A 22,424-nucleotide genomic window follows, 5' to 3' on the forward strand; every position below is an offset into this window, starting at 1 on the left:
GTAATTTTCGATGTTAGTATCTGAAATGATGATAGTGGCTAATACAGCCTAGCCCTCTGTTTTCAAGGATAAACCCGGAGAACACAGGAGAGCATGATACCAATTAGGATTTTAAAAGCATAGCTTAGGCGATCGCTCCTTTTTTGAGCGTTGTTTGCCCCCATTTTATGATTCGGATTTCCCTACTCCCGATTTTGACCGCAGCTTTATTAGCCTAGTTGAGACACTAGCCTAAGTAATACTACCAGTTTTTTCTAACACTAAAAAATAGTGGTACGGGTAAGTAGGATCGATGAATTCTTGCTTAACAGTTAACCCAGCGTTGGCAACGGAGTTTAAAATCCGCTTTTTGGGATATCCTTTTAAACCCATTTCCCAGTAGTGTTCGTCACATATTGGCTTTGTACTCCAGAATTTTGGCACATTGAGTAATAAATGCCTTGGTCTGCCTGAAAAAGAGGTTTTGATCTGAAATGACAAGTATTGAGTGCAATAAGGAATCGAAATCACCAAAAATTTCTTGGTTGCTTGGGCAAGTTTTTTCAGTGCTTCTTCTGACTGTTCGTAAGGGAAGTGTTCCAGCACTTGAAACAGGACGATTGCATCAAATTTATCTTTTGGCAATGAAAAATCTGTTGTCAAATCCAAAATCATTTCTGGCTTGAGGTTGGGGTCAACATCAGCGGTGAAGACATTGTATCCATTATTTTTCAGAAGGTCTGTTAATAGGGAATTAAAAATCCCAATTTCCAGAACGTTTTTCACCCCATGACCCAGCGAAAAAATTAGACGCAACTGGTGATGATAACTGATGAGCCGATTTTTTGATAAATATTCCGAATTTCTAATATCTAACGAAGTGATGAGTTGCATAAACAGTGCCTACCTAACCTGATGGAATGACTAATTTGGTGGGTATACAACTACAGGATTCCCGCAAAACTAGTGAAAATAACAGCACCTCGAGCCGATGGCTGAAACAATACTGATGCTATATTTTACTCTTTACTGATTTAGAGCTTACGCATAAGAGATCCGCAACTCCCTTAAAAAAGGGGGGATTTCAAAAGCCACCTTTTTAAGGCTACGGTTTACACATAAGCCTTTTAGAGTTGTTCTATAGCATTTAGATCCTCCTAAATCCCCCTTAAAAAGGGGGACTTTGACTCCGGTTCCACCCTTTTTAAGGGGGGTTAGGGGGGATCTAGGCTCCAGGTTTTAAATGCGTAAATCCTGTAATTTATTCTTTTGCTAGACACCTCAATTCTCTATAATCTCCATTATTATGAGCATCATTGCAATATTTTTTACCTATGGTTAATAGTTCTGACTTACTCGCAAAACTCTACAATGCCTTTAACCCCTTTGAACCCTTACCCGCAGGCGATCCAAAATATGTAGATTGTCAGGATGTGCGCGGAGATGCGGATATTGAGCAAGAATTGGGAAATCGGATGCGATTAGCAGATACAAATACTTGTCAATTGTATTCTGGGCATCGGGGTGCGGGGAAGTCTACAGAATTACTCAGGTTAAAGAAATATTTAGAAAATCGGGAATTTTATGTTGTGTATTTTGCAGCTGATGAAGAAGATATCGATTCTGAAGATGCCCAATATACAGATATTCTCCTCGCCTGTACCCGCCGTTTGCTCAAAGATTTAAAAGAAATTGCTAGTCCTCGTCCGATACTCGACTGGTTGAAAGGTCGTTGGGAAGATTTGAAAGATTTGGCGCAGACTCCCATAGAATTTGAGAGTCTGGGAGTAGAAGCACAGCTAACTCAATTCGCCAAATTGACCGCAAATTTAAGGGCTGTTCCTGAATTACGTCAGAAGATTCGCCAAAAAATTGATCCTTACACCGTCACATTAATTCAGGTGTTAAATGAGTTTCTGGTGGATGCAAAACAGCACTTACCTAATGGCTACAAGAAACTGGCGGTAATTGTCGATAACTTAGACCGGATGGTATTAGTTAAAGATGGAGAACGCACCAACTATGAAGAAGTCTTTTTAGACCGTAGCGAACAACTCCAAGCTTTAGATTGCCATTTGATTTACACTGTCCCCATTTCAATGGTCTATTCTACAAGGGCAACAGACCTCAGAGATATCTACGGCGACCCCCAAATTTTGCCGATGATTATGGTAAACACTCTCAAGGGCGAAGTTTACCAGCCAGGACTCAAGAAAGTGAAAGAAGTAATTAACAAGCGAGTCCGGCAAATTGCCCCCGAACTATCACTAGAAACGGAAATTTTCGACAGTCCCCAAACCTTAGACAGACTTTGTTTAATGAGTGGAGGTCATGTGAGAAATTTGCTATTGTTAACTCAAGATGCCTTTGGACGCACTGAAGAATTACCTGTTTCAGAAAAGGCTGTGCGACGAGCAATTACTCAAGCCAGAGATACTTATCGCCGCGCAGTGGAAAATCATCAATGGTGTCTGTTAGCGGAAGTATCTTGTTCTAAACGTATTATTAATGATGACTTGTATCGGAGTTTGATGTATAATCGCTGTCTTTTAGAATACCGCTATTTGGATGATGATGGAGAGATGCAGCGCTGGTATGATATTCATCCATTGATTCAAGGAATTCCAGAATTTAAAGAAGCTGTAGCGAAAATTGCATGAACCCAAATTTAAGTGATTGGGATGATGATTTACCCCCAGAACCAGAAGAAGCTTATCAGGACTTGCTTCGCGCACTGAAGCGAAAATCAGGATTTGGTTTGTTTTTTGTCCAATGTACACCTGTGGAAGCAGACCATTTGATTATCAAACTTCCCCAGGAAATTCCGCAGAAGAAGATTGCTGTTTTGCGCTTTGTTGAGTCGATTGATAATTTATATCAGCCAGTAGCAGAGTTTGTTAAGGACAAGCAAATTGATATTTTATTAATTAAAGGTCTGGAATATTCTTTATACAAGTATGAAAAAAGAAGTTTTGGAGAGATTACTGAAGGTCAATTTAGCAATTTAACCAGTGTACCGCATATTTTAAATCACTTAAACCAACAGCGAGAACGCTTTAGAGATGATTTCCCATTTTGCTTTGTTTTTCTTTTGCGTTCATTTTCAATCAACTATTTAATTCATCGCGCCCCAGATTTTTTTGATTGGCGTTCTGGGATGTTTGAAGTACCTACAACGCCAGAAGTGGTAGATGAAGAATCAACTCGTCTACTAGATGAAGCAGACTATGAAGAATATTTGAAACTTCGCCCCGAACAAAAAATTGAGAAAGTTTTGGAAATTCAAGACTTGCTGACCGAAAAAAATCAACCGGAGAGTCGTAAAGCAAGTTTGCTTTTTGAACTTGGAAGGTTGTTAAGTACTGCGAAGGAATATGAAGCAGCTCTTATATCTTATAATCAAGCACTCAAATTTAAACCTAATTATCATCAAGCTTGGAACAGTAAAGGTAATGCACTAAGAAATTTAGGACACAATGAAGAAGCGATCGCATCCTACGACCAAGCACTGGAATTTAAACCTAATTACCATCAAGCTTGGAACAGTAAAGGTAATGCACTAAGAAATTTAGGACGCAATGAAGAAGCGATCGTATCCTACGACCAAGCACTGGAATTTAAACCAGATGACCAACAAGCTTGGAACAGCCGAGGTATTGCACTAAGAAATTTAGGACGCAATGAAGAAGCAATCGCATCCTGCGACCAAGCACTGAAATTTCAACCTGATTATCACTATGCCTGGAGCAGTAAAGGTAATGCACTACACAAATTAGGACGCAATGAAGAAGCGATTGCATCTTATAACCAAGCACTGAAATTTCAACCTGATGAACCCTATATTTGGTACATTAAAGGTAATGCACTAGAGAATTTAGGACGCAATGAAGAAGCGATCGCATCCTATGACCAAGCATTGAAATTTCAACCTGATTATCACTATGCTTGGAACAGTAAAGGTAATGCACTACGCAAATTAGGACGCAATGAAGAAGCGATTGCATCTTATAACCAAGCACTGAAATTTCAACCTGATGAACACTATATTTGGTACATTAAAGGTAATGCACTAGAGAATTTAGGACGCAATGAAGAAGCGATTGCATCTTATAACCAAGCACTGAAATTTCAACCTGATTATCACTATGCTTGGAACAGTAAAGGTAATGCACTACGCAAGTTAGGACGCAATGAAGAAGCGATCGCATCCTATGACCAAGCATTGCAATTTCAACCTGATTATCACTATGCTTGGAACAATAAAGGTAATGCGCTAATAAATTTGGGACGCAATGAAGAAGCGATCGCATCCTATGACCAAGCATTGCAATTTCAACCTGATTATCACTATGCTTGGAACAATAAAGGTAATGCGCTAATAAATTTGGGACGCAATGAAGAAGCGATCGCATCCTATGACCAAGCATTGCAATTTCAACCTGATTATCACTATGCTTGGAACAATAAAGGTAATGCGCTAATAAATTTGGGACGCAATGAAGAAGCGATCGCATCCTATGACCAAGCATTGCAATTTCAACCTGATTATCATTATGCTTGGAACAGTAAAGGTAATGCACTACGCAAATTAGGACGCAATGAAGAAGCAATTACATCCTACGACCAAGCATTGAAATTTCAACCTCATTATCACCAAGCTTGGAACGATAGGGGCATTGCACTCAAAAATTTAGGACGCAATGAGGAAGCAATTGCATCCTATGACCATGCACTAAAATTTCAACCTTATTATCACGAAGCTTGGTACAATAAGGGTCGCTTACTATTTAATTTGGAACAATACTACGAAGCAATAAAAAATTATGAAAAATGCTTGGAAATTCAACCAGATTATTACTATGCTTGGGAGTATAGAGGCTATTCTTTATATCACTTAGGTTTTTACTCTAAAGCCCTATCTAGTTTTGATAAAGTGCTGGAAATAAAACCCAATAACTACCAATGCTGGAACAACCGAGGCTATTTATTGCTTAAAAAATACTCTTCTGAAGGAATGATTCCTGTTTATGAAAAAGCGTTAGAAATTGGTTTTATTTCCCAAGATTTTCTTAATAAAAAAAATACTTTACTACCTGAATTAGAATATTGCGAAGAAGCTTTTAACAATTTTGATAAAGTTCTTGAACTTAAACCCGATTTTGAAATCACCTGGACAAATCGAGGTTTTGCGCTTTATTACTTAGGTCGATATGAAGAGGCTATAGGAAGTTGCAACAAAGCCCTTGAGTTTAAATATGATGACTACGTTGCATGGTCTAATAAAGGCTTTGTACTAATGAAGTTAGGGCACTATGAAGAAGCTATTATCAGTTTTGATAAAGTTATAGAGATTAAACTTGATAATCATACTGCTTGGTACAACAAGGGTTGCTGTTATGCTTCACAGAACAATGTCGAATTAGCGATTGAAAATCTACAGCAGGCTATCAACCTAAATCCTGACGAATATCGTGAGATGGCGAAAAGTGACTCAAATTTTGATGGTATTCGGGAGGATGAGCGCTTTCATGCTTTAATTCAAAAAAAAATATAGAAATAGTTTTAAGCCTCTGAAATTCATAGAAATTACCATACATTACTAAATATAAAGTTAACCTCTTTCCAGGAACATAAATCAAATGTCAGAAAACGCCCAAGAGCAAAAACAGCTATCTCTCAAAGAAATTGCTAGACTATCTTTGGCAGAACGTCACAAAATACTAAAACCTTTTATCGCCGCCATAGCCGAAGATTTTTTGAATGACTCGGAATTAACAGAATTCTCAGTTTTGGATGGTGAAGACTGGGAAACTGAGAATGAAAACATAATTCATGCGGAAGAAATTGAAAGCATCCGTAACCATGATGGCTTTTTGAATGGCTATATATTAAAAGATGAAGGACTTTATGATGACTATGCAAATCAGAAGGAAAATGCTTAAAAGATGTATGAAATTTGTATATTAAATCTCAGTTTTAAGCTAATACGGTTCAAAGCGCTACTTGTACAAAATCGTGGGTTTTGAGACGCGATAAATCGCCGTCTCTACAAGTGTTTTGGTCTTATCTGAACTGTATTGAGTTTTAAGCAGGTTAAATTAATAGCGATCGCACATAAATTACTAAATATAAACTCATGGCGATCGCCTTCTGAAACTATGTAGCAATCTGTGGTATTGACACCTTCACCAGCACTTTTTTGCTAAAAGACAGACCATTTTCATTTTTGTCAATGATAATCGTATCTCCAGAGATAAAAGTGTTCTCCAATAACTTGGTGGCGAGGGGGTTTTCTACTTCTCGCTGAATTGCGCGTTTGAGCGGACGCGCACCATAAACTGGGTCATAGCCTGATTCGACAAGGTGATCGCAAGCTGCTTGGGATATCTCAAAGAAGATTTTTTGCTCGCGCAGGAGATTTTCTACTCGCTTGAGTTGAATACGGATGATATGCCGCATTTCCGTGCGACTGAGGGCATGGAAAAGAATAATATCATCAACGCGGTTGAGAAATTCGGGGCGGAAATGCGATCGCAAAGCATCCATTACCCGCTTCCGCATCGTTTCATACTTGGAATCATCACCAGATACATCCAAAATATGTTCGCTCCCAATGTTACTGGTCATAACAATAACGCTGTTGCGAAAATCTACCGTCCTTCCCTGAGAGTCAGTAATTCTCCCATCATCCAAAACCTGCAACAAAATATTGAACACATCGGGGTGCGCCTTTTCCACTTCATCCAACAGCACCACTGAGTAAGGACGGCGGCGAACTGCCTCGGAAAGTTGACCGCCTTCTTCATAGCCTACGTATCCTGGAGGCGCTCCCACTAACCGAGAAACTGAGTGTTTTTCCATATACTCAGACATATCTAAGCGCACCAAGGCATCATCAGAATCAAACAGAAACTGAGCTAAAGCGCGCGCGAGTTCGGTTTTACCCACACCTGTGGGGCCCATGAACAAAAATGAACCAATGGGACGCGAGGGGTCTTTCATCCCCGCACGGGCGCGGCGAATCGCTGCTGCTACCGCTTCTACAGCCTCTTCTTGCCCAATAACTCGTTGATGTAGATGACTTTCTAGTTGCAGCAATTTTTGCCGTTCCGATTCCAACAAGCGATTGACAGGAATTCCTGTCCATTTAGCGACGATTTCGGCAATATCAGCTTCAGTGACTTGTTCTCGCAACAACGTGGAACCTTGGTTTTGAATTTCTAACAGGCTAGCTTCTTTGGCTTCGCGCTCGTGCTGTACTCCTTCCAATTTGCCATACTTCAGTTGGGCAGCTTTATTTAGGTCATAAGCACGTTCTGCCTGTTCAATTTGCACTCGCAGCGCATCTTCTTCTTTCTTTAAGGCGCTTATAGCCTCCAATATCTGCTTTTCACCTTGCCATTGCTCGTTAAATATTTGCTGTTTTTCCGTTAAATTGGCGATTTCTTGCTCAATGCGCTCCAAACGTTCTTTCGTTTGGGGAGTACCCTTTTCTTCGCCAGCTAATGACAGCTTTTCCATTTCTAACTGCATGAGGCGGCGATCAATGGTTTCCAATTCAGCTGGTTTGGAGGTAATCTCCATTTTCAACTGTGCTGCTGCTTCATCCACCAAATCAATGGCTTTATCTGGTAAGAAGCGATCGCTAATATAACGTGCTGACAGTGTTGCTGCTGCTACTAAAGCCGAGTCAGAAATTTTGACATTGTGATGCACTTCATAGCGTTCTTTCAACCCCCGCAGAATGGAAATAGTATTTTCCACAGTTGGCTGATCGACAAATACTTGCTGAAAACGGCGTTCTAGCGCAGCATCTTTCTCAATGTGTTTGCGGAACTCGTCGAGGGTAGTAGCGCCAATACAACGCAGTTCTCCCCGCGCCAGCATTGGTTTAAGTAGATTTCCGGCATCCATTGCCCCTTGTTGATTGGAACCTGTGCCGACTACAGTATGCAGTTCGTCAATAAATAGGACGATTTGACCGTTAGATTCAGTAACTTCCCGGAGAACGGATTTGAGACGGTCTTCAAATTCACCCCGGTATTTTGCCCCAGCAATCAAACTCCCCATATCTAAAGAGATGAGCTGGCGGTTTTTCAGAGATTCGGGAACGTCACCATTTACCATTCGCTGTGCCAAAGCTTCTGCGATCGCAGTTTTACCTACCCCAGGTTCACCAATCAACACAGGGTTATTTTTGCTACGACGAGACAATACTTGAATTACCCGCCGAATTTCGTCATCCCGCCCAATCACTGGGTCGAGTTTTCCAGATTTTGCTTGTTCTGTCAAATCTCGGCCAAATTTTTGTAACGCCTCATAACGGGATTCTGGACTTTGATCAGTCACCTTTTGGCTACCGCGAATGGTTTTGATAGTAGCTTCTAATTTAGCTGCATCCGCACTAAAGCCTTTGAGTATCTTTCGTCCAACGCGATCGTCTTCAGCAAAGGCCAAAAGTATGTGTTCTACAGAAATGTAGGAATCTTTCATTCTGACTCTAGCTTCCTCGGCTCGGTCTAGTAAAACATCTAAACTACGGCTAAGGTAGAGCTGATCACTTTTACCAACTTTGGGCTGACGTTGGGTAAAGGCTTCTAGCTGCTGTTGGAAACGGATTGGATCGACCTCAGATCGAGCCAGGACACGTATTGCTAGACTAGTGGGTTCTTCTAACAGGGCAATAATTAAATGTTCAACATCTAGTTGCTGTTGTTGATAGGCACGGACTATATCCTGAGATTTAACAATTGCTTCCCAGGCTTTATCAGTAAATTTATTCGGATCTGTAGGTTGCATCTTTATAATTTTGGAATTTTGATTTTTAGTTTAGGGCTTGGGCATTGGTAATGGGGGATTGGGAACTGGGGATTGGAAAAACTCTTCCCTAGTCTCCAATCCCTAATTATCCAAACATTCTCAGCGTATATCCGCGTGTATCTCCAGTGGCAATTTAGGAATGGTAATTTGGTGATAGTTTAATCTACTACCTATTTCCTAATTTAAAACGAAAACACTGTTATGAACGGACTTTGCCAGATGATGTTATTGGAGCGATGCCTACAACGGCTACGCCTACGCTCTTAGGAATACGGTTACACTAATAAGATTTACGCAGAGGATATCCCCTAACCCGCCTAAAAAGCGGAGGCAAAAAGCGAAAAGTCTCGCGCGTCTTGCTCTTAAGCAAAACTTGCTGCTTAGATCCTCGACTTCTTCAAGAAGTCGGGGATCTAAATCCAGCTTAAGTAAGTGAAATTCCACCCTGACGATAATTTATTTTTTTGGAAATCCCTTATAAGAATTACTGACTCACAAGTTGCTCTTGTGATTCCTGTTTGGCTGCTGAACCTTGAGATCCTAATTGAATCAGTTCAATTTTATACCCATCTGGATCTTCCACAAAAGCAATTACTGTCGAACCATGTTTCATCGGCCCTGGTTCACGCACGACTTTACCGCCCTGATTGCGGATTTCTTCACAGGTAGCGTAAATATCATCAACCCCAAGGGCAATGTGACCGTAAGCATTACCCAATTCGTACTTTTCCACACCCCAGTTGTAAGTGAGTTCGATCACTGCGTTGTCGCTTTCGTCACCATAGCCCACAAAAGCCAGGGTAAATTCTCCCCCTGGATAATCTTTTCGGCGCAGTAATTTCATACCCAAAAGTTCACAGTAAAATTTCAACGACTCTTCCAGATTTCCTACCCGTAGCATTGTATGTAGTAATCGCATATTGACCTTTTCTGTGTAATTGATTTAGTGTTATTCTCTGCCTGCCAACATTTTACCTAGCTGAAAGTCTTCAGGTAGAAATGCCATTAGGGAAAAAATTAAATAAACATTCCCTTACCCGTTTTTGGTCTTGTTCCCTATCCATACAATGGAAATCTTCTTTAATCTCAGCCAATAAAGTCTCTTAACAGCATAAGCTAGCGATTGGGTTAGGCAACTGGACTGGGTGCGTAACACACTCGAATAAAGGATAAAGTACAGATGAGTAAATTTTTAGACACTGCAATTGTTGCGATCGCAGCCCGCGAAATTCTTGATTCACGCGGTAGACCAACAATTGAAGCCGAAGTGCATTTAGCCAACGGTGTTGTAGGACTGGCGCAGGTTCCCAGTGGTGCATCTACTGGCACTTTTGAGGCCCACGAACTGCGTGATGGCGATAAAAGCCGTTATGGGGGCAAAGGCGTACTCAAAGCAGTACAAAACGTCAAAGAAGCACTTGCACCAAAATTACTAGGCTTGGATGCCCTCAACCAAGAACTCCTAGACCGCACGATGATCGCCATAGATGGTTCTCCTAACAAATCCAATTTGGGAGCTAATGCGATTTTGGGAGTTTCCCTCGCAGCTGCTAAAGCTGGTGCTGAATCTTTAGATATTCCTCTATATCGCTATTTGGGTGGCCCTTTAGCGAATTTGCTCCCAGTGCCGTTGATGAATGTGATTAACGGTGGCGCACACGCATCAAACAACGTGGATTTTCAAGAGTTTATGATTGTCCCAATTGGCGCAACTTCCTTCCGGGAAGCGTTGCGCTGGGGTGCAGAAGTGTTTGCTACCCTCAGCCAAGTATTAGATGAGAAGGGTTTGCTGACTGGCGTGGGCGATGAAGGCGGTTTTGCCCCTAACCTAGAATCTAATCAGGTGGCTTTAGAATTGCTGGTTGCTGCTATTAAGAAAGCTGGCTACAAACCAGGGGAAGAAGTAGCTTTGGCATTGGATGTGGCGGCTAGCGAATTTTACAAGAATGGTCAGTATGTTTACGATGGTAAACCTCACGCCCCAGCAGAGTTTATTGATTATTTAGGACAACTAGTTGATCAATACCCAATTGTGTCAATTGAAGATGGTTTACACGAAGAAGATTGGCAAAGTTGGCAATTGCTCACCCAGAAATTAGGTTCGCGGGTGCAATTGGTAGGGGATGACTTGTTTGTGACTAACGCCACTCGCTTGCAAAGAGGCATCCAGGAGAAAGCTGCTAATGCCATTTTGATTAAACTCAATCAAATTGGTTCTCTCACCGAAACCTTGGAAACAATTGATTTGGCAACTCGTAACAGTATCCGTTCAGTAATTAGCCATCGTTCTGGTGAAACAGAAGACACAACGATCGCTGATTTAGCCGTAGCAACCCGTGCCGGTCAAATTAAAACAGGTTCCCTGTGTCGCAGCGAACGCGTAGCAAAATATAATCGCCTGCTGCGAATTGAAGATGAACTAGGCGATCGCGCCGTTTATGCTGGTGCTGTCGGGTTAGGGCCTAAATAGAGTTAGGAGTTAAGAGTTAGGAGTTAAGAGTTAGGAGTTTTTAATTCATAACTAATCACTCCTAACTCCTAACTGATTTAGGGATAAAACCCCAGCTTGGGCAACCCCAAGGTTTCATCCCAGCCCATCATCAGGTTCAGACACTGAATCGCTTGACCCGCCTGTCCTTTAATTAAATTGTCAATTGCTGACATGACAATCACGCGACCTGTGCGTGGGTCAACTTCTACACCGATGTAACAAAGATTGCTGCCGTTAGCCCATTTGGTTTGGGGGTAAACGCCGCTACCGCAGACTTTTACCCAAGGAGAGTTGCGGTAGAAGGCTGAGAAAATTGTGATTAAATCATCTCGCACTAGACCAGGATCGCGCATTGTGGCATATACCGTTGCCAAAATACCGCGCACCATTGGGATAAGGTGGGGTGTAAATTGGATCATGAGTTCGTGACCAGCTAAGTCACTGCAAATTTGCTCAATTTCTGGGGTATGACGGTGACGGCCGATATTGAAAGCTGCTATGGAGTTGTCTGCTTCAGCTAGTAATAAGTTTGTTTGAGGTTGTCGTCCACTGCTAGATGTGCCAGACTTGGCATCGATAATAGCTGTTTCTGGGACGATTAAGCCTTGCTTTAAGAGTGGCGAAAGTGCAAGGAGACTAGCAGTGGGATATGAACCAGGACAACCAATGAGTTCAGCTTCGGCAATGCGATCGCGATAAAGTTCTGGTAATCCATAAACTGCTGTAGCTGCAATTGTGCGATCGCTTCTCTCTGTACCATACCAATTTGTATAAGTTGTCAAATCACTGAACCGATAGTCTGCACTCAAATCTAGTACTTTACATCCTTTTTCCAACAGTTTGGGCGCGATTTGGCAAGCCAGACCATTTGGTAAAGACAAGAAAACTACTTCACAGCGATAAGCAATTATTTCTGGTTCTACCGCCTCTATTGGCAGGTTAGTTGCATGAGCCAGATGCGGGTAGAGATCCCCAAAAGATTTGCCGATACTGCTCTCACCGCCTAAATAAACCAGTTCGACTTCTGGATGATCCATCAGTAGTCGTACTAACTGTACTCCGCCATAGCCCGACGCGCCAACAATCCCAACGGGTACGCGTCTAAATTTGCCCATGATCTGAAATCCTTATCCCATGAATGGTGAATTCGTTATCAGCTATCAACAATATCAGCGACTAGACGCACAGCGTACAAAACGCCTGAAACCCCTCTAGTTTTTCGGACAACAGGGAAGAGGATGCGGAAAAATAAATCTCCATGTCACCGCGTCCTGTTCATCTTTTACTATCACTGCACTTTATCCCCACTTTTAATGGCAGAAATTTTTGCCACGTTATCAAATCATTGCTAGTCTACTTCTCTGCCTTATAAAGGAGCTACAATCTAAAAGAAGAAATTGTTAAAAAAATTTACGTTGGTAGCTGGAAATCTTTCTGTGTCACAGCCTAATACTACCCAAGCTTTTAAATTTGATTCGATTGATGCCGCTTTAGCAGACCTAAAATCTGGTCGCGTCATTGTAGTGGTAGATGATGAAAATAGAGAAAATGAAGGCGATTTAATCTGTGCTGCCCAATTTGCCACACCCGACATGATTAATTTCATGGCGGTGGAAGCTAGAGGGCTGATTTGTTTGGCAATGACAGGCGATCGCTTAGACGAGCTAGACTTACCTTTGATGGTAAGCAACATTACAGATACTAACCAAACTGCCTTCACTGTCAGTATTGATGCCGGGCCAGAATTGGGCGTGACCACTGGCATCTCAGCAGAAGACCGCGCCCGCACTATCCAGGTTACTCTCAATCCAGCCACAAAACCTACCGATTTACGTCGTCCTGGACATATTTTTCCCATTCGGGCTAAGGCTGGAGGCGTACTCAAACGCGCAGGACATACGGAAGCAGCTGTGGACTTAGCTCGACTAGCAGGGCTATACCCAGCAGGGGTAATTTGTGAAATTCAAAACTCCGATGGTTCAATGGCGCGGTTGCAGCAGTTAATTGAATATGCTAAACGTCACAATTTAAAAATTATTAGTATTGCGGATTTAATCAGTTATCGCCTCCAGCACGATCGCCTAGTATATCGAGAAGTTGTAACCAAACTGCCTAGTGAATTCGGTCAGTTTGAAATTTACGCATACCGCCATACCTTGGACAACACAGAACACGTTGCGATTGTCAAGGGTGATCCAGCTAACTTCAAAGATGAGCCAGTAATGGTGCGGATGCACTCAGAATGCTTAACTGGTGACGCTCTGGGTTCCTTACGGTGCGATTGTCGGATGCAGCTTGTAGCTGCACTGAAAATGATTGAGTCTGCTGGTCAAGGTGTAGTTGTATACCTGCGCCAAGAAGGACGGGGAATCGGCTTGATTAACAAGCTGAAAGCCTACTCATTGCAGGATATGGGGCTGGATACAGTGGAAGCCAATGAGCGTTTAGGATTTCCGGCTGACTTGCGAGATTACGGCATGGGGGCACAAATGCTCATGGATTTGGGCATTAAAAAGATACGTTTGATTACTAATAATCCCCGTAAAATTGCTGGAGTCAAGGGTTATGGGTTGGAAGTAGTTGATCGCTTGCCGTTATTGATTGAGGCAACCGACTACAATTCCTATTACCTAGCGACAAAGGCGAAAAAGCTTGGTCACATGCTGTTACAGACTTATCTGGTGACAGTAGCAATCCATTGGCAAGATGACCCGGAAGCTGTGACCGAACGTTATGAACGCTTAGAAAAACTGCGACACTTAGCGAAAAGTAATGATTTATTGTTGCAGGAAGAAGCGCGTCCGTTAGCGATCGCTATATTTAATGAGCCATCTTTGACAGTACACTTGGGTTTTGATCAGCCAAAAGTTGCTAGCTCTAATTGGTATCAACAAAGTGGTCATCCTTATATACAGGCTATTAGTCAAATTTTGGACAACCTAGCAACTTTGCCTTACATCCAGAAAATAGAATTTCTGATTTCTTCTGGTTGCGATCCCTTGAGTAATTTACAAGTCCAACTGGATCGGCAGACATTCTCGGATCGTACACTGCCTTCATCAATTAGCGATCGCCTTGAGACGCAGCAAATTTATAGCTTTAGCAAATAGCTTGGATGATTTTCTTCTAAGATACAGGGGTGTGTTATCGCGTAGCATAACGCACCACTTTTTATTTATTTACTCTATAGATTGGTCTAACCTGACGATAAGTATTAAGTAAGCTCAGAAATTTATTACCATCAAAATTTATCGGGTCAACTTTTTTACCAGAACGATCTACTAGATGGTGCGTAGTGATGCGATCGTCTGGGACTTGACTTTGAGCAACTAACCAAGCAAGAGAATTATATTGTGCCTCTGTGTAGCCGCTATGGGATTGTTTGCTGCTAGCGTCATAACCATCTGGCGGTGTTTCCAAAGAAACATGATAAGCAAAATTATTCACAGACGGGGGCAAATTTGGATTAGTCTTCACAGTTTCCACTCCATCAGGACTATCAAATACTGAGTTAGCTGCACCAAAAGCCCGCTTTTCTGGCGGTACTAGATAAACCACCGTTCCGTCTAACTTGATTAAGGCGTGGTAACTTGCTTGCACACTTTCATCATCATGGGCTACTTGAAAGAAATTAATGGCGCTGGAAGCAGAATAACCAGTTTCATGGAGGACGATAATTGGTTGGTTGTTGAGAGGAACGCCGTTAACATCTTGGGCGTACCGTTCTCCATAGTTCGTTGGGTTAACTAAGACAACTTCATAATTAGGCCTGTACTGTGCAAAAGCTTGAGTGGTTATATACCTTGCTATAGGCTTTTTAGCCTTGACTGGGGACTTAATAACATCTTGAGATTTCTTTTCTGGCTCTTTCGCTGATTGTAATTGTGCTTGGGGATATTGACTCCAGGCTGTAACCTGTGGATTTGATGTACGGGATGTTGTCGGATTATTTTGTAATTTTGTCGCTCGTCCAATTAGCAACACTACAATTAAAGCGATGAACATCAGCGAGATTAGTAGCACCCTAGTCGCCCAGTCTTTAAACCTCATTTTTCTAATACCCGTAAAACGGTAGATATTAACTTATAGCTAAACTCGCTTGTCCTTGGTAGAGGCGCGCTTTTGTACGCCCCTATCGCTTATGGTATCCAAACTAGAATCGCTACAACACCTTAATTCTAGTTAAATATACGTTTTGAATCCCTGAAATAGTGCTATTACAAGCCATTTAATTTCAATACTGTGGGTATCAAAGTCTTTATCGCCTAGCGCTCTTAATAAGGATGTTTTGCCCACACCCCTGGTGTGCGTAGGCGTAACCCTCCGCAGGCACCGCCCGAATCGACACATACATACGACTTATGCAGACTATACAAAACTTTGGCGTTCTTCTCTACGAGACGCTGCGCGATGGCGGTTCGATAAATTAAGCTTTTTAGCAATTTTTGCGTAAGTCCTGATACAAAAAACCTAAATTTCATAAACTGTAACTTGGGCTAAGTATCTTAACGGAATTTGATCTCAGGGATGAAAATTAAGTGTTGTTACGGCAGATATAGTAATTTTTAATAGCTAGCATAAGAACAAGACACTGATACAGGACAAAGCTGAGTAATCAGTTAACTTCTTTATGCTTTACCGTCTAGCGTTAACCTCTAGCCTAGTGCTGGCAAGTGCATTAAGCGTGCAGGCATTCGCTCTAGATCAAGCTGTGCTAGCTCAAAATGCAGATGTTCCGTTCAGTGGAACAGTACCAGTTGAAGCTAGCTTTAGTTCTCCTGCCTCTGGCACTGCTGAACCAACTATTGCTAGCGATTCTGGCGGAATTCCGACAAAGTTTGAATCAGAAAGTCCTGCCACTATCGGCGTACAAAGCAGCACATCTGCCACTATCTCTGTTTCTCCCCCCAGGCTTGTATCTGGCCCTAGTGCCGATCCATCTGGCACAACGCACATTGGGTTTTTAAAATTTGGTTCGACCAATGTTCGCAGTGATGTTGGTAGTGGAAGCGCAACTTTGCCGGCAGGTAACACCAATCTAGAGGTGGGTTTATTGGTAGAGCGACCGGTAGCATTTACGCCGGGAATTTATACCTACGTTGTTACCTTAACGATCGCACCATAACTGTTTTCTCCAACTTTTATCTATTTTAAAAGGATTTAAAAATGATTCGTCGTTCTTTATTAACCGCTGCTTTGATAATTGTTGGTTCTGCTGCTCTTGCACCCAAAACAATGGCACAAACCGCTGATGTTCCGTTTACGGGAAATGTCGCTGGTGTCTGCAACTTCGATCAAATTACCCCTGGTAAATTGGGACTCAACCAGCAGACTAACCCAACTGCACTAGCGGCAATGTTTCCTGGAGGACAATTTGGTAAGGTTTTTGTTAGCTGTAACCAAGGTGCCAGAGTGAGTATATCTCAACCACAGCAAACCGGAGGTCCTGGGTTTACACCTATGTTCTCTGTCGGGGAGATCAATTCACCTTTTGGTAATACGAGTTCTCAAGGTGGTGGTTCTCTGCCGCTGCCTCCTGGTGGCGGTTTGCCTTTGGATATAAACATGATAGTAGATAAGGGCAGTCCCCTTGTTCCTGGAAACTACAGCTATGTAACAACGTTGACTATCGTGCCATAGTCTAAAATTTTTCCAGTTTCCCTTCAGATTGATTGAGAAAAATAGTTGCTGAATATCTTGTCGCTAGAGACTAAATCTTTAAGTGGCAAGATATTTTTCTTGTTACCCATAGATAAAATAAGTCTGCTTTTGGGAACTATAAATCAGGAATTAAATTTACAATTCTGCCATAGTTATAAATATGTTCAATAATAATTGGCGCTCTCTAGCTGCTGTTAGTGCTGGCTTATTCGCCCTAATTTTGTTTCCTGTTGCTGCTAAAGCACAAATGAGCGTTTCTCCTCTCGTGATTGAAACCAAGGCGGAACGCGGACAAGCCCAAGGAATGATCACGATTTCTAATACCAGTAAGACCCCTTCTCGTATTCGGATCTATGCTCAACCTTTCACCTATAGCCGCGATGCAGGATTTCAAACCTTATCCTCTAGTCCCAGTGACTTGACAAAATATCTGCAATTTTCACCGCGTGAGTTGACTGTCAAACCAGGAGAAGTTCGGCGGGTGCGCCTCATCAGTCGCTTGGCTCCCAATTTACCTGATGGGGAATATCGAGCGGTAGTCTTTAATGAAACTCTCACTGAATCAAAAGATGCTGCTGGTAATAATGTTACTTTGGTGGCACGAATTGGCGTGACATTATATGTCAGAAAAGGCAACCTTTCTCCCAAACTAGCAATTGATAGTGCCAGCTTTAATCCAGAGCAAAAACAAATTCAACTCTTAGTTCGGAATAGCGGTCAAGCAACTGTTCTCCCTAGTGTAAATTGGACTTTACGTCAAGGGCAAACTGTTGTCAAAACTGGGCGGGTAGATGCTAATGCTGTAGTGGCAAATAGCGATCGCAATTTCTTATTAAGTTACCCCAACAAAGACCAACCAGCCCTCAAACCCGGTCAATATGAGCTGAGTGGTGAATTGTTTTGGGGTGAAGACAGTAAAAAAAGTAAGTTGCCTTTCAATCTAAATATTACTATTCCTACACAAACGGCTGCGTCACAGAAAAAATAGTTTGTGTAACAATTCGTAATTCGTAATTCGTAATTAATAAATTCAAATTAAATCTGGCATCTGTAGCCTGATTTGGGAGAATTAGTCTTGCTGTAAAAGACAGCATTAATATCGATAATTTTGCCTGCTGCGTGGGAATTATATGTTTGTAGAGACATTACAATGCAATGTCTCTATTTTTATAAATAAATTTCCTAAGAAATGAAAAATTTGTGCAACTTCGGTTAGTAAATAGAGGCAAATATCTGCTAGCTGCGATCGCTCTGCTCTGTCAAATTATTATCACCCCAGCTAAGGCAGATACACCTGCGATTTCAAATTCCCAAACGCCCACAAGTACCCAATTAGCTAAGGATTCCGAATTTAAAGTTTTTCCCGTAGGATTGAATGTAGGGAACCGCAATGTCAATCCTAGCGTTTTAGTGCGTGGTCAAGAAGATGGTTCTGAAGCAATTGATTTTGCAAATTGGCTGTTACCCTATGATGCTGTAATTCAAGGGTTGAAATTAAATATTACTACTTTACCTGATGGTCAATTAGAAGTGCGATCGCCTGGTGTTGTGACTCGCATCGATCCAACGAAACTTCGTACCGATCCAGAATTAGGATTAGTCTTTACAATTCAAGAGTTACAAACTCTATTTGGCGTAACGGCAAAATTTGATATCAATGAATACGCCATTGTTTTGGATGTTCCAGTCCTAGATCAATCTACTGGCAAACTAATAGAAACAGAAACTCCAATTCAACTAGAAGGATTACCACACATTTCACCTAAAAGTTTTAGTGTCGCCGCAATTGAACAGAAGGTAAATGCTAGCGGTAGTGCTACCAGATCGACAAACTATAAAGGTGATTTTCTTGCTGTTGGGAGTGCTTTTGGTGGTTCGTGGTTCATCCGCACCGATCAACCAAATTTACAAAATCCGCAAACTTGGAATATTGCCGAAGCGCAGTTTCTCCGACAAACTAATTCAGCCGATTATTTTGTGGGTTCCCAGCCAACTTTTTGGCAAACTCAAGGAACAGGAGACTATTGGGGTTTTACATCCATTCAACGACAGGGATTTGTACCACCTCAACCCTTTGGTGGTGGTTCTTCTGATCCTCGTCAACGTTTACAAGCAGATTCGATTGGACGCACAATTTCTGGTAAGACTGAACCAGGTACATTAGCGCGATTAGTACAAGGTTTTGGCGATCGCGTGATTGCCGAAATTTTAGTTGATTCTTCTGGCATTTACCGCTTTGAAAATATTAAAAGCCAAAATCAGTTTTTAAACAACAATTATCGCGTTTTGCTTTATCCCCAAGGACGACTCACCGCCCAACCAGAAATTCAAGAGGCTACTTTTTCGACAGTCCCAGGACAATTACCAGCAGGTGCTTCAGCATTTATCGCTTCTGGTGGCTTACGACGGAATTCTTTGGGGAATCAAAGTCTGTTGGGCAACTTTTCTGACTTTCGGGGCGGAATTGCTGGGCGTTGGGGTTTATCGGAAAATCTGACAGTAGGCTTAGGTGGAGTGTACGACGAATCGCCTAGAGCCTTAGGAGAATTATTTTGGCGTCCTGGAAACTTACCTTTGCAGGTAGCAGTTTCAGCACTGACGGGTAATAAGTGGGATGTGAACACAGATATTCGCTACAATCCATCATCCAACTTGAGCGCTGCATTTACCAGCGATCGCTTGTCTAGCCGTTTTAATCTAGATTGGCGAGTTTTGCCTCAATTCACCTTATTTGCCAGTACTGACACAGCTGATGCAACATCTGGCGGAATGCAAATTAACTTGAGTGGCAAAGATGCCTTTACCTTTGCCCGTGTCAGCTTAGATACTAAAAACCGCCTGCGCTGGAATTTGCTGCAACGTCTTGGGAGACTAGAATTAACGCAACGCGGTAACGAAATTGGCAGTTTGTCGGAACTGACTTACAAATTTTCTAAAAATAGCTTTTCTAATAGTGGCAGCACACTGCTGTTAAATTATGAAACACAGAATCAAAATCGTAGCGACAGCTTGCTAAGTGTGAGTTGGCGGTATCGTTCACAACAACAGGCGATTGATGGTAGCTATCAGTGGGAAGCACAGTTGGGCTATGGTATTGGTTCTCAGGGTAGTGGACTACTAGCCACATTATCAACAACAGTTTTACCAGGTTTGCTATTACGGGCGCGTTATCAAGGAGTATCGCCGAGTTCCGATGAAGCAACTTTCAGCATAGATTTAGCTTCTAGCCTGAATCTACAAGGGGGTATTAGTCCAGGCGATCGCCGTTCTAATTACTTCCGTACACAAGGCGGACTGTTGATTAAGCCATTTTTTGACCGAAACAATAACGGCAAACAGGATGGAGGCGAAGAAGTTTATACAGATAACGCTGATTTATTGTTGACTTTGAACAATAAACCTCTGAAGTCGTTTTTACCACAAATCCAGGGCGAGCGCACTTTAGTAAGGATGTCTCCTGGCGTTTATCGCCTCGATCTCGATCCAGCAGGTTTACCTCCTGATTGGCAGGCTGCGGCGGAATCCTTAGCTGTTGATGTGATTGCTGGGAGTTATACCCCTGTGATGATTCCGCTAATTCGTTCTTACACGCGATCAGGGGTAGTCACGGATGCTCAAGGCCAAGCGATCGCAGGCGCACGGGTAGAAGCTATACAACCAGATCAAGGAACTCGGCGTTTTTCTGTTACCAACGGTGCTGGAGTCTATTATTTAGAAGGCTTACCACAGGGAAAATATACTCTACAAATCAATGGTAAATCTGCTGGTAGCTTGAAATTGGAAGAGTCTTCTGAACCATTCCAAGAGCTTAATTTGCAACATCCGTCAATCCCCTAAGAGACTTCCAAAAAATAAATTATCCCAAATTATTTGTCCATTAGGAGCGCAGCTAGCTGTGCAACCCAATCCATGCATTTCTGGAAAAGACATTGTGGCATGTGTAGTAAGAAAGCAAATATCACTTGATGCTCAATTTAGCTCAAGGGGGTCTAATGATTGATCGCTTTGTAAATCTAATTTTTATCGATTCCTTCGCTGTAGTAATTAACCTGACATTTGGTACATTACTTCGCACTAAAATCTGCAATTATTCATGGGATGGAGTTGTTAATGATGAGCTTTCAACATCAGAAAGTAGCGCTAGTTCTTCTGAATCTTCACCATCCTTAGAAGAAGTACAAACCACTCCTATTCCATGAATCCTGCCTGCTGTAGCGATTCCATTTGAATGAAAAATAGGCTTAGGGGCGTACATCTGTGCGCCTCTATGAGAATCTATGTTTATCTGTGGTTTATATCGATTGTCACAAGCAATAACTAGAATTTTAACGGTAATACGGTAAAATCCAGAGGCAATTTTATTGTTACCAACGCGGGTTAAGGATGGAAGCAAATTTTCTGACGGCTGTTTTTCTGCCCCTAGCTCTATTTATAATCATGCTAGGCATGGGTTTAACCTTGACCTTAGAAGACTTTAAGCGAGTTGTAATCTATCCCAAAGCAGTGGTGATTGGCTTGGTGGCGCAGTTGATCATGTTGCCGATTGTGGGCTTTGGCATTGCGTCGGTGTTTCCCCTTGACCCACAATTAGCAGTAGGTGTGATGATTTTAGCAGCCTGTCCCGGTGGCGCTACTTCTAATATGATTACGTTTTTGGCCGGGGGTGATGTTGCTCTTTCTGTGACGCTAACAGCTATTAGTAGTTTCATTACGGTTTTTACGATTCCTCTGGTAGTAAATTTGTCAATGCAGAGATTTTTGGGCGAAGGAACAACGCTACAGTTACCTTTCTTAAACACTGTGTTGCAGATTGCGGTGATTACACTTCTACCTATAGCAATTGGGATGATAGCCAAGCGGTATGCACCCGGATTGGCAGACAAGGCAGATAAACCTGTGAAGTGGCTGTCTTTATTTTTCCTGGCGGTGGTAATTACTGGAGTGCTGCTGCGAGAACGGAATAATTTTATTTCTTACGTAATAGATGTGGGCTGGGCAACTCTGGTTTTGAATGTGGTTGCAATGGCTTTAGGTTTTGCGATCGCTACTTTAACCCGATTAGGGGAAAAACGCGTTACGGCAATTACAGTAGAAGTAGGAATTCAAAATGGGACACTGGCGATCGCGATCGCTTCTACGCCTACACTGCTGAATACTCCCACAATGGCCATTCCTGGGGCAATTTATGGTCTGCTAATGTTTGTGACTGGTGCTGGATTTGCTTGGTGGGCTAGTCGTCGTCAAGGCTTGTTGAAAGCATAAAGATAATTTGCCTCATCGGTTAAAAGTATTTGTACAAATTCAATTATCCAATCTTGTGTTGTTGATGTTTCTCGCCTCTTCTGCTAAACCAATTAATGATAATCTTAATAGTTTTGTAGACTAATTGAGGCAATATACTTGGTAAATTAGCGATCATGAAAGCTGACATTTTTCGTGGTAAATTTTCAGTTTTGAGTGACTGTGTAGTATT

The 22,424-nt window shown here is 42.1% G+C and carries 16 protein-coding genes; 11 read left to right on the forward strand and 5 right to left on the reverse strand.

What is annotated here, in order from left to right; genetic code table 11:
* Nucleotides 1-231: 231 nt before the first annotated feature.
* On the reverse strand, nt 232-873 hold the full coding sequence (locus tag H6G92_RS00410) for a class I SAM-dependent methyltransferase (RefSeq protein ID WP_190889662.1): 642 nt from the start codon (nt 871-873) through the stop codon (nt 232-234).
* A gap of 440 nt (nt 874-1,313) precedes the next feature.
* On the opposite strand from H6G92_RS00410, the gene H6G92_RS00415 reads away from it, so the two are divergent.
* The 3 genes from H6G92_RS00415 (at nt 1,314) to H6G92_RS00425 (ending at nt 5,921) form a co-directional block, all read left to right on the forward strand.
* A complete protein-coding gene (locus H6G92_RS00415; RefSeq protein ID WP_190889665.1) occupies nt 1,314-2,639 on the forward strand; it encodes an AAA family ATPase in 1,326 nt (441 codons plus the stop codon).
* Nucleotides 2,636-5,533, forward strand: a complete 2,898-nt coding sequence (locus H6G92_RS00420) for a tetratricopeptide repeat protein (protein ID WP_190889667.1) — start codon at nt 2,636-2,638, stop codon at nt 5,531-5,533. Before H6G92_RS00415 ends, H6G92_RS00420 begins: the two co-directional genes overlap by 4 nt.
* An 85-nt stretch (nt 5,534-5,618) precedes the next feature.
* Nucleotides 5,619-5,921: a hypothetical protein gene (locus H6G92_RS00425; RefSeq protein WP_190890130.1), complete on the forward strand. Its 303-nt coding sequence runs from the start codon at nt 5,619-5,621 to the stop codon at nt 5,919-5,921.
* A 214-nt stretch (nt 5,922-6,135) separates the two neighbouring features.
* On the opposite strand, the gene clpB is transcribed toward H6G92_RS00425, so the two are convergent.
* Both clpB and gloA read right to left on the reverse strand, forming a co-directional pair.
* Entirely contained in the window at nt 6,136-8,778 is a 2,643-nt protein-coding gene (gene clpB, locus H6G92_RS00430; protein ID WP_190889669.1) for an ATP-dependent chaperone ClpB, read from the reverse strand.
* A gap of 505 nt (nt 8,779-9,283) precedes the next feature.
* Nucleotides 9,284-9,718, reverse strand: a complete 435-nt coding sequence (gene gloA, locus H6G92_RS00435) for a lactoylglutathione lyase (protein WP_190889672.1) — start codon at nt 9,716-9,718, stop codon at nt 9,284-9,286.
* Nucleotides 9,719-9,979: 261 nt separating this feature from the next.
* Between gloA and eno the strand changes: the two genes are divergently transcribed.
* Nucleotides 9,980-11,269 carry a phosphopyruvate hydratase gene (gene eno / locus H6G92_RS00440; protein ID WP_190889674.1) on the forward strand — a complete coding sequence of 430 codons (1,290 nt, stop codon included), beginning with the start codon at nt 9,980-9,982 and terminating at the stop codon, nt 11,267-11,269.
* A 77-nt stretch (nt 11,270-11,346) separates the two neighbouring features.
* Here eno and argC read toward each other — a convergent pair whose 3' ends face one another.
* Nucleotides 11,347-12,405 (reverse strand): N-acetyl-gamma-glutamyl-phosphate reductase, encoded by a 1,059-nt coding sequence (gene argC, locus H6G92_RS00445; protein ID WP_190889677.1) that lies wholly within the window; start codon nt 12,403-12,405, stop codon nt 11,347-11,349.
* A gap of 321 nt (nt 12,406-12,726) precedes the next feature.
* Between argC and ribBA the strand changes: the two genes are divergently transcribed.
* Nucleotides 12,727-14,400: a bifunctional 3,4-dihydroxy-2-butanone-4-phosphate synthase/GTP cyclohydrolase II gene (gene ribBA / locus H6G92_RS00450; RefSeq protein WP_190889679.1), complete on the forward strand. Its 1,674-nt coding sequence runs from the start codon at nt 12,727-12,729 to the stop codon at nt 14,398-14,400.
* Nucleotides 14,401-14,461: 61 nt separating this feature from the next.
* Here the strand turns inward: ribBA and H6G92_RS00455 are convergent, their stop codons facing one another.
* Nucleotides 14,462-15,340: an N-acetylmuramoyl-L-alanine amidase gene (locus H6G92_RS00455; protein WP_190889682.1), complete on the reverse strand. Its 879-nt coding sequence runs from the start codon at nt 15,338-15,340 to the stop codon at nt 14,462-14,464.
* Between the two features lie 580 nt (nt 15,341-15,920).
* Between H6G92_RS00455 and H6G92_RS00460 the strand changes: the two genes are divergently transcribed.
* From H6G92_RS00460 to H6G92_RS00485, 6 genes are all read left to right on the forward strand, one after another.
* Nucleotides 15,921-16,415 carry a hypothetical protein gene (locus tag H6G92_RS00460; protein ID WP_190889685.1) on the forward strand — a complete coding sequence of 165 codons (495 nt, stop codon included), beginning with the start codon at nt 15,921-15,923 and terminating at the stop codon, nt 16,413-16,415.
* 41 nt (nt 16,416-16,456) lie between these two features.
* Nucleotides 16,457-16,930: a hypothetical protein gene (locus tag H6G92_RS00465; RefSeq protein WP_190889687.1), complete on the forward strand. Its 474-nt coding sequence runs from the start codon at nt 16,457-16,459 to the stop codon at nt 16,928-16,930.
* Between the two features lie 181 nt (nt 16,931-17,111).
* Complete coding sequence (locus H6G92_RS00470) at nt 17,112-17,939, forward strand: P pilus assembly protein, chaperone PapD (protein WP_190889689.1); 828 nt, start codon at nt 17,112-17,114, stop codon at nt 17,937-17,939.
* A gap of 212 nt (nt 17,940-18,151) precedes the next feature.
* A complete protein-coding gene (locus H6G92_RS00475; protein ID WP_190889692.1) occupies nt 18,152-20,788 on the forward strand; it encodes a carboxypeptidase-like regulatory domain-containing protein in 2,637 nt (878 codons plus the stop codon).
* A 155-nt stretch (nt 20,789-20,943) separates the two neighbouring features.
* On the forward strand, nt 20,944-21,150 hold the full coding sequence (locus tag H6G92_RS00480; protein ID WP_190889694.1) for a hypothetical protein: 207 nt from the start codon (nt 20,944-20,946) through the stop codon (nt 21,148-21,150).
* A 184-nt stretch (nt 21,151-21,334) separates the two neighbouring features.
* Nucleotides 21,335-22,213 (forward strand): bile acid:sodium symporter family protein, encoded by an 879-nt coding sequence (locus H6G92_RS00485; protein WP_190889697.1) that lies wholly within the window; start codon nt 21,335-21,337, stop codon nt 22,211-22,213.
* Nucleotides 22,214-22,424 lie beyond the last annotated feature (211 nt).

It is taken from the genome of Nostoc foliaceum FACHB-393, from assembly GCF_014698505.1.
GTDB lineage: Bacteria > Cyanobacteriota > Cyanobacteriia > Cyanobacteriales > Nostocaceae > Nostoc > Nostoc foliaceum_A.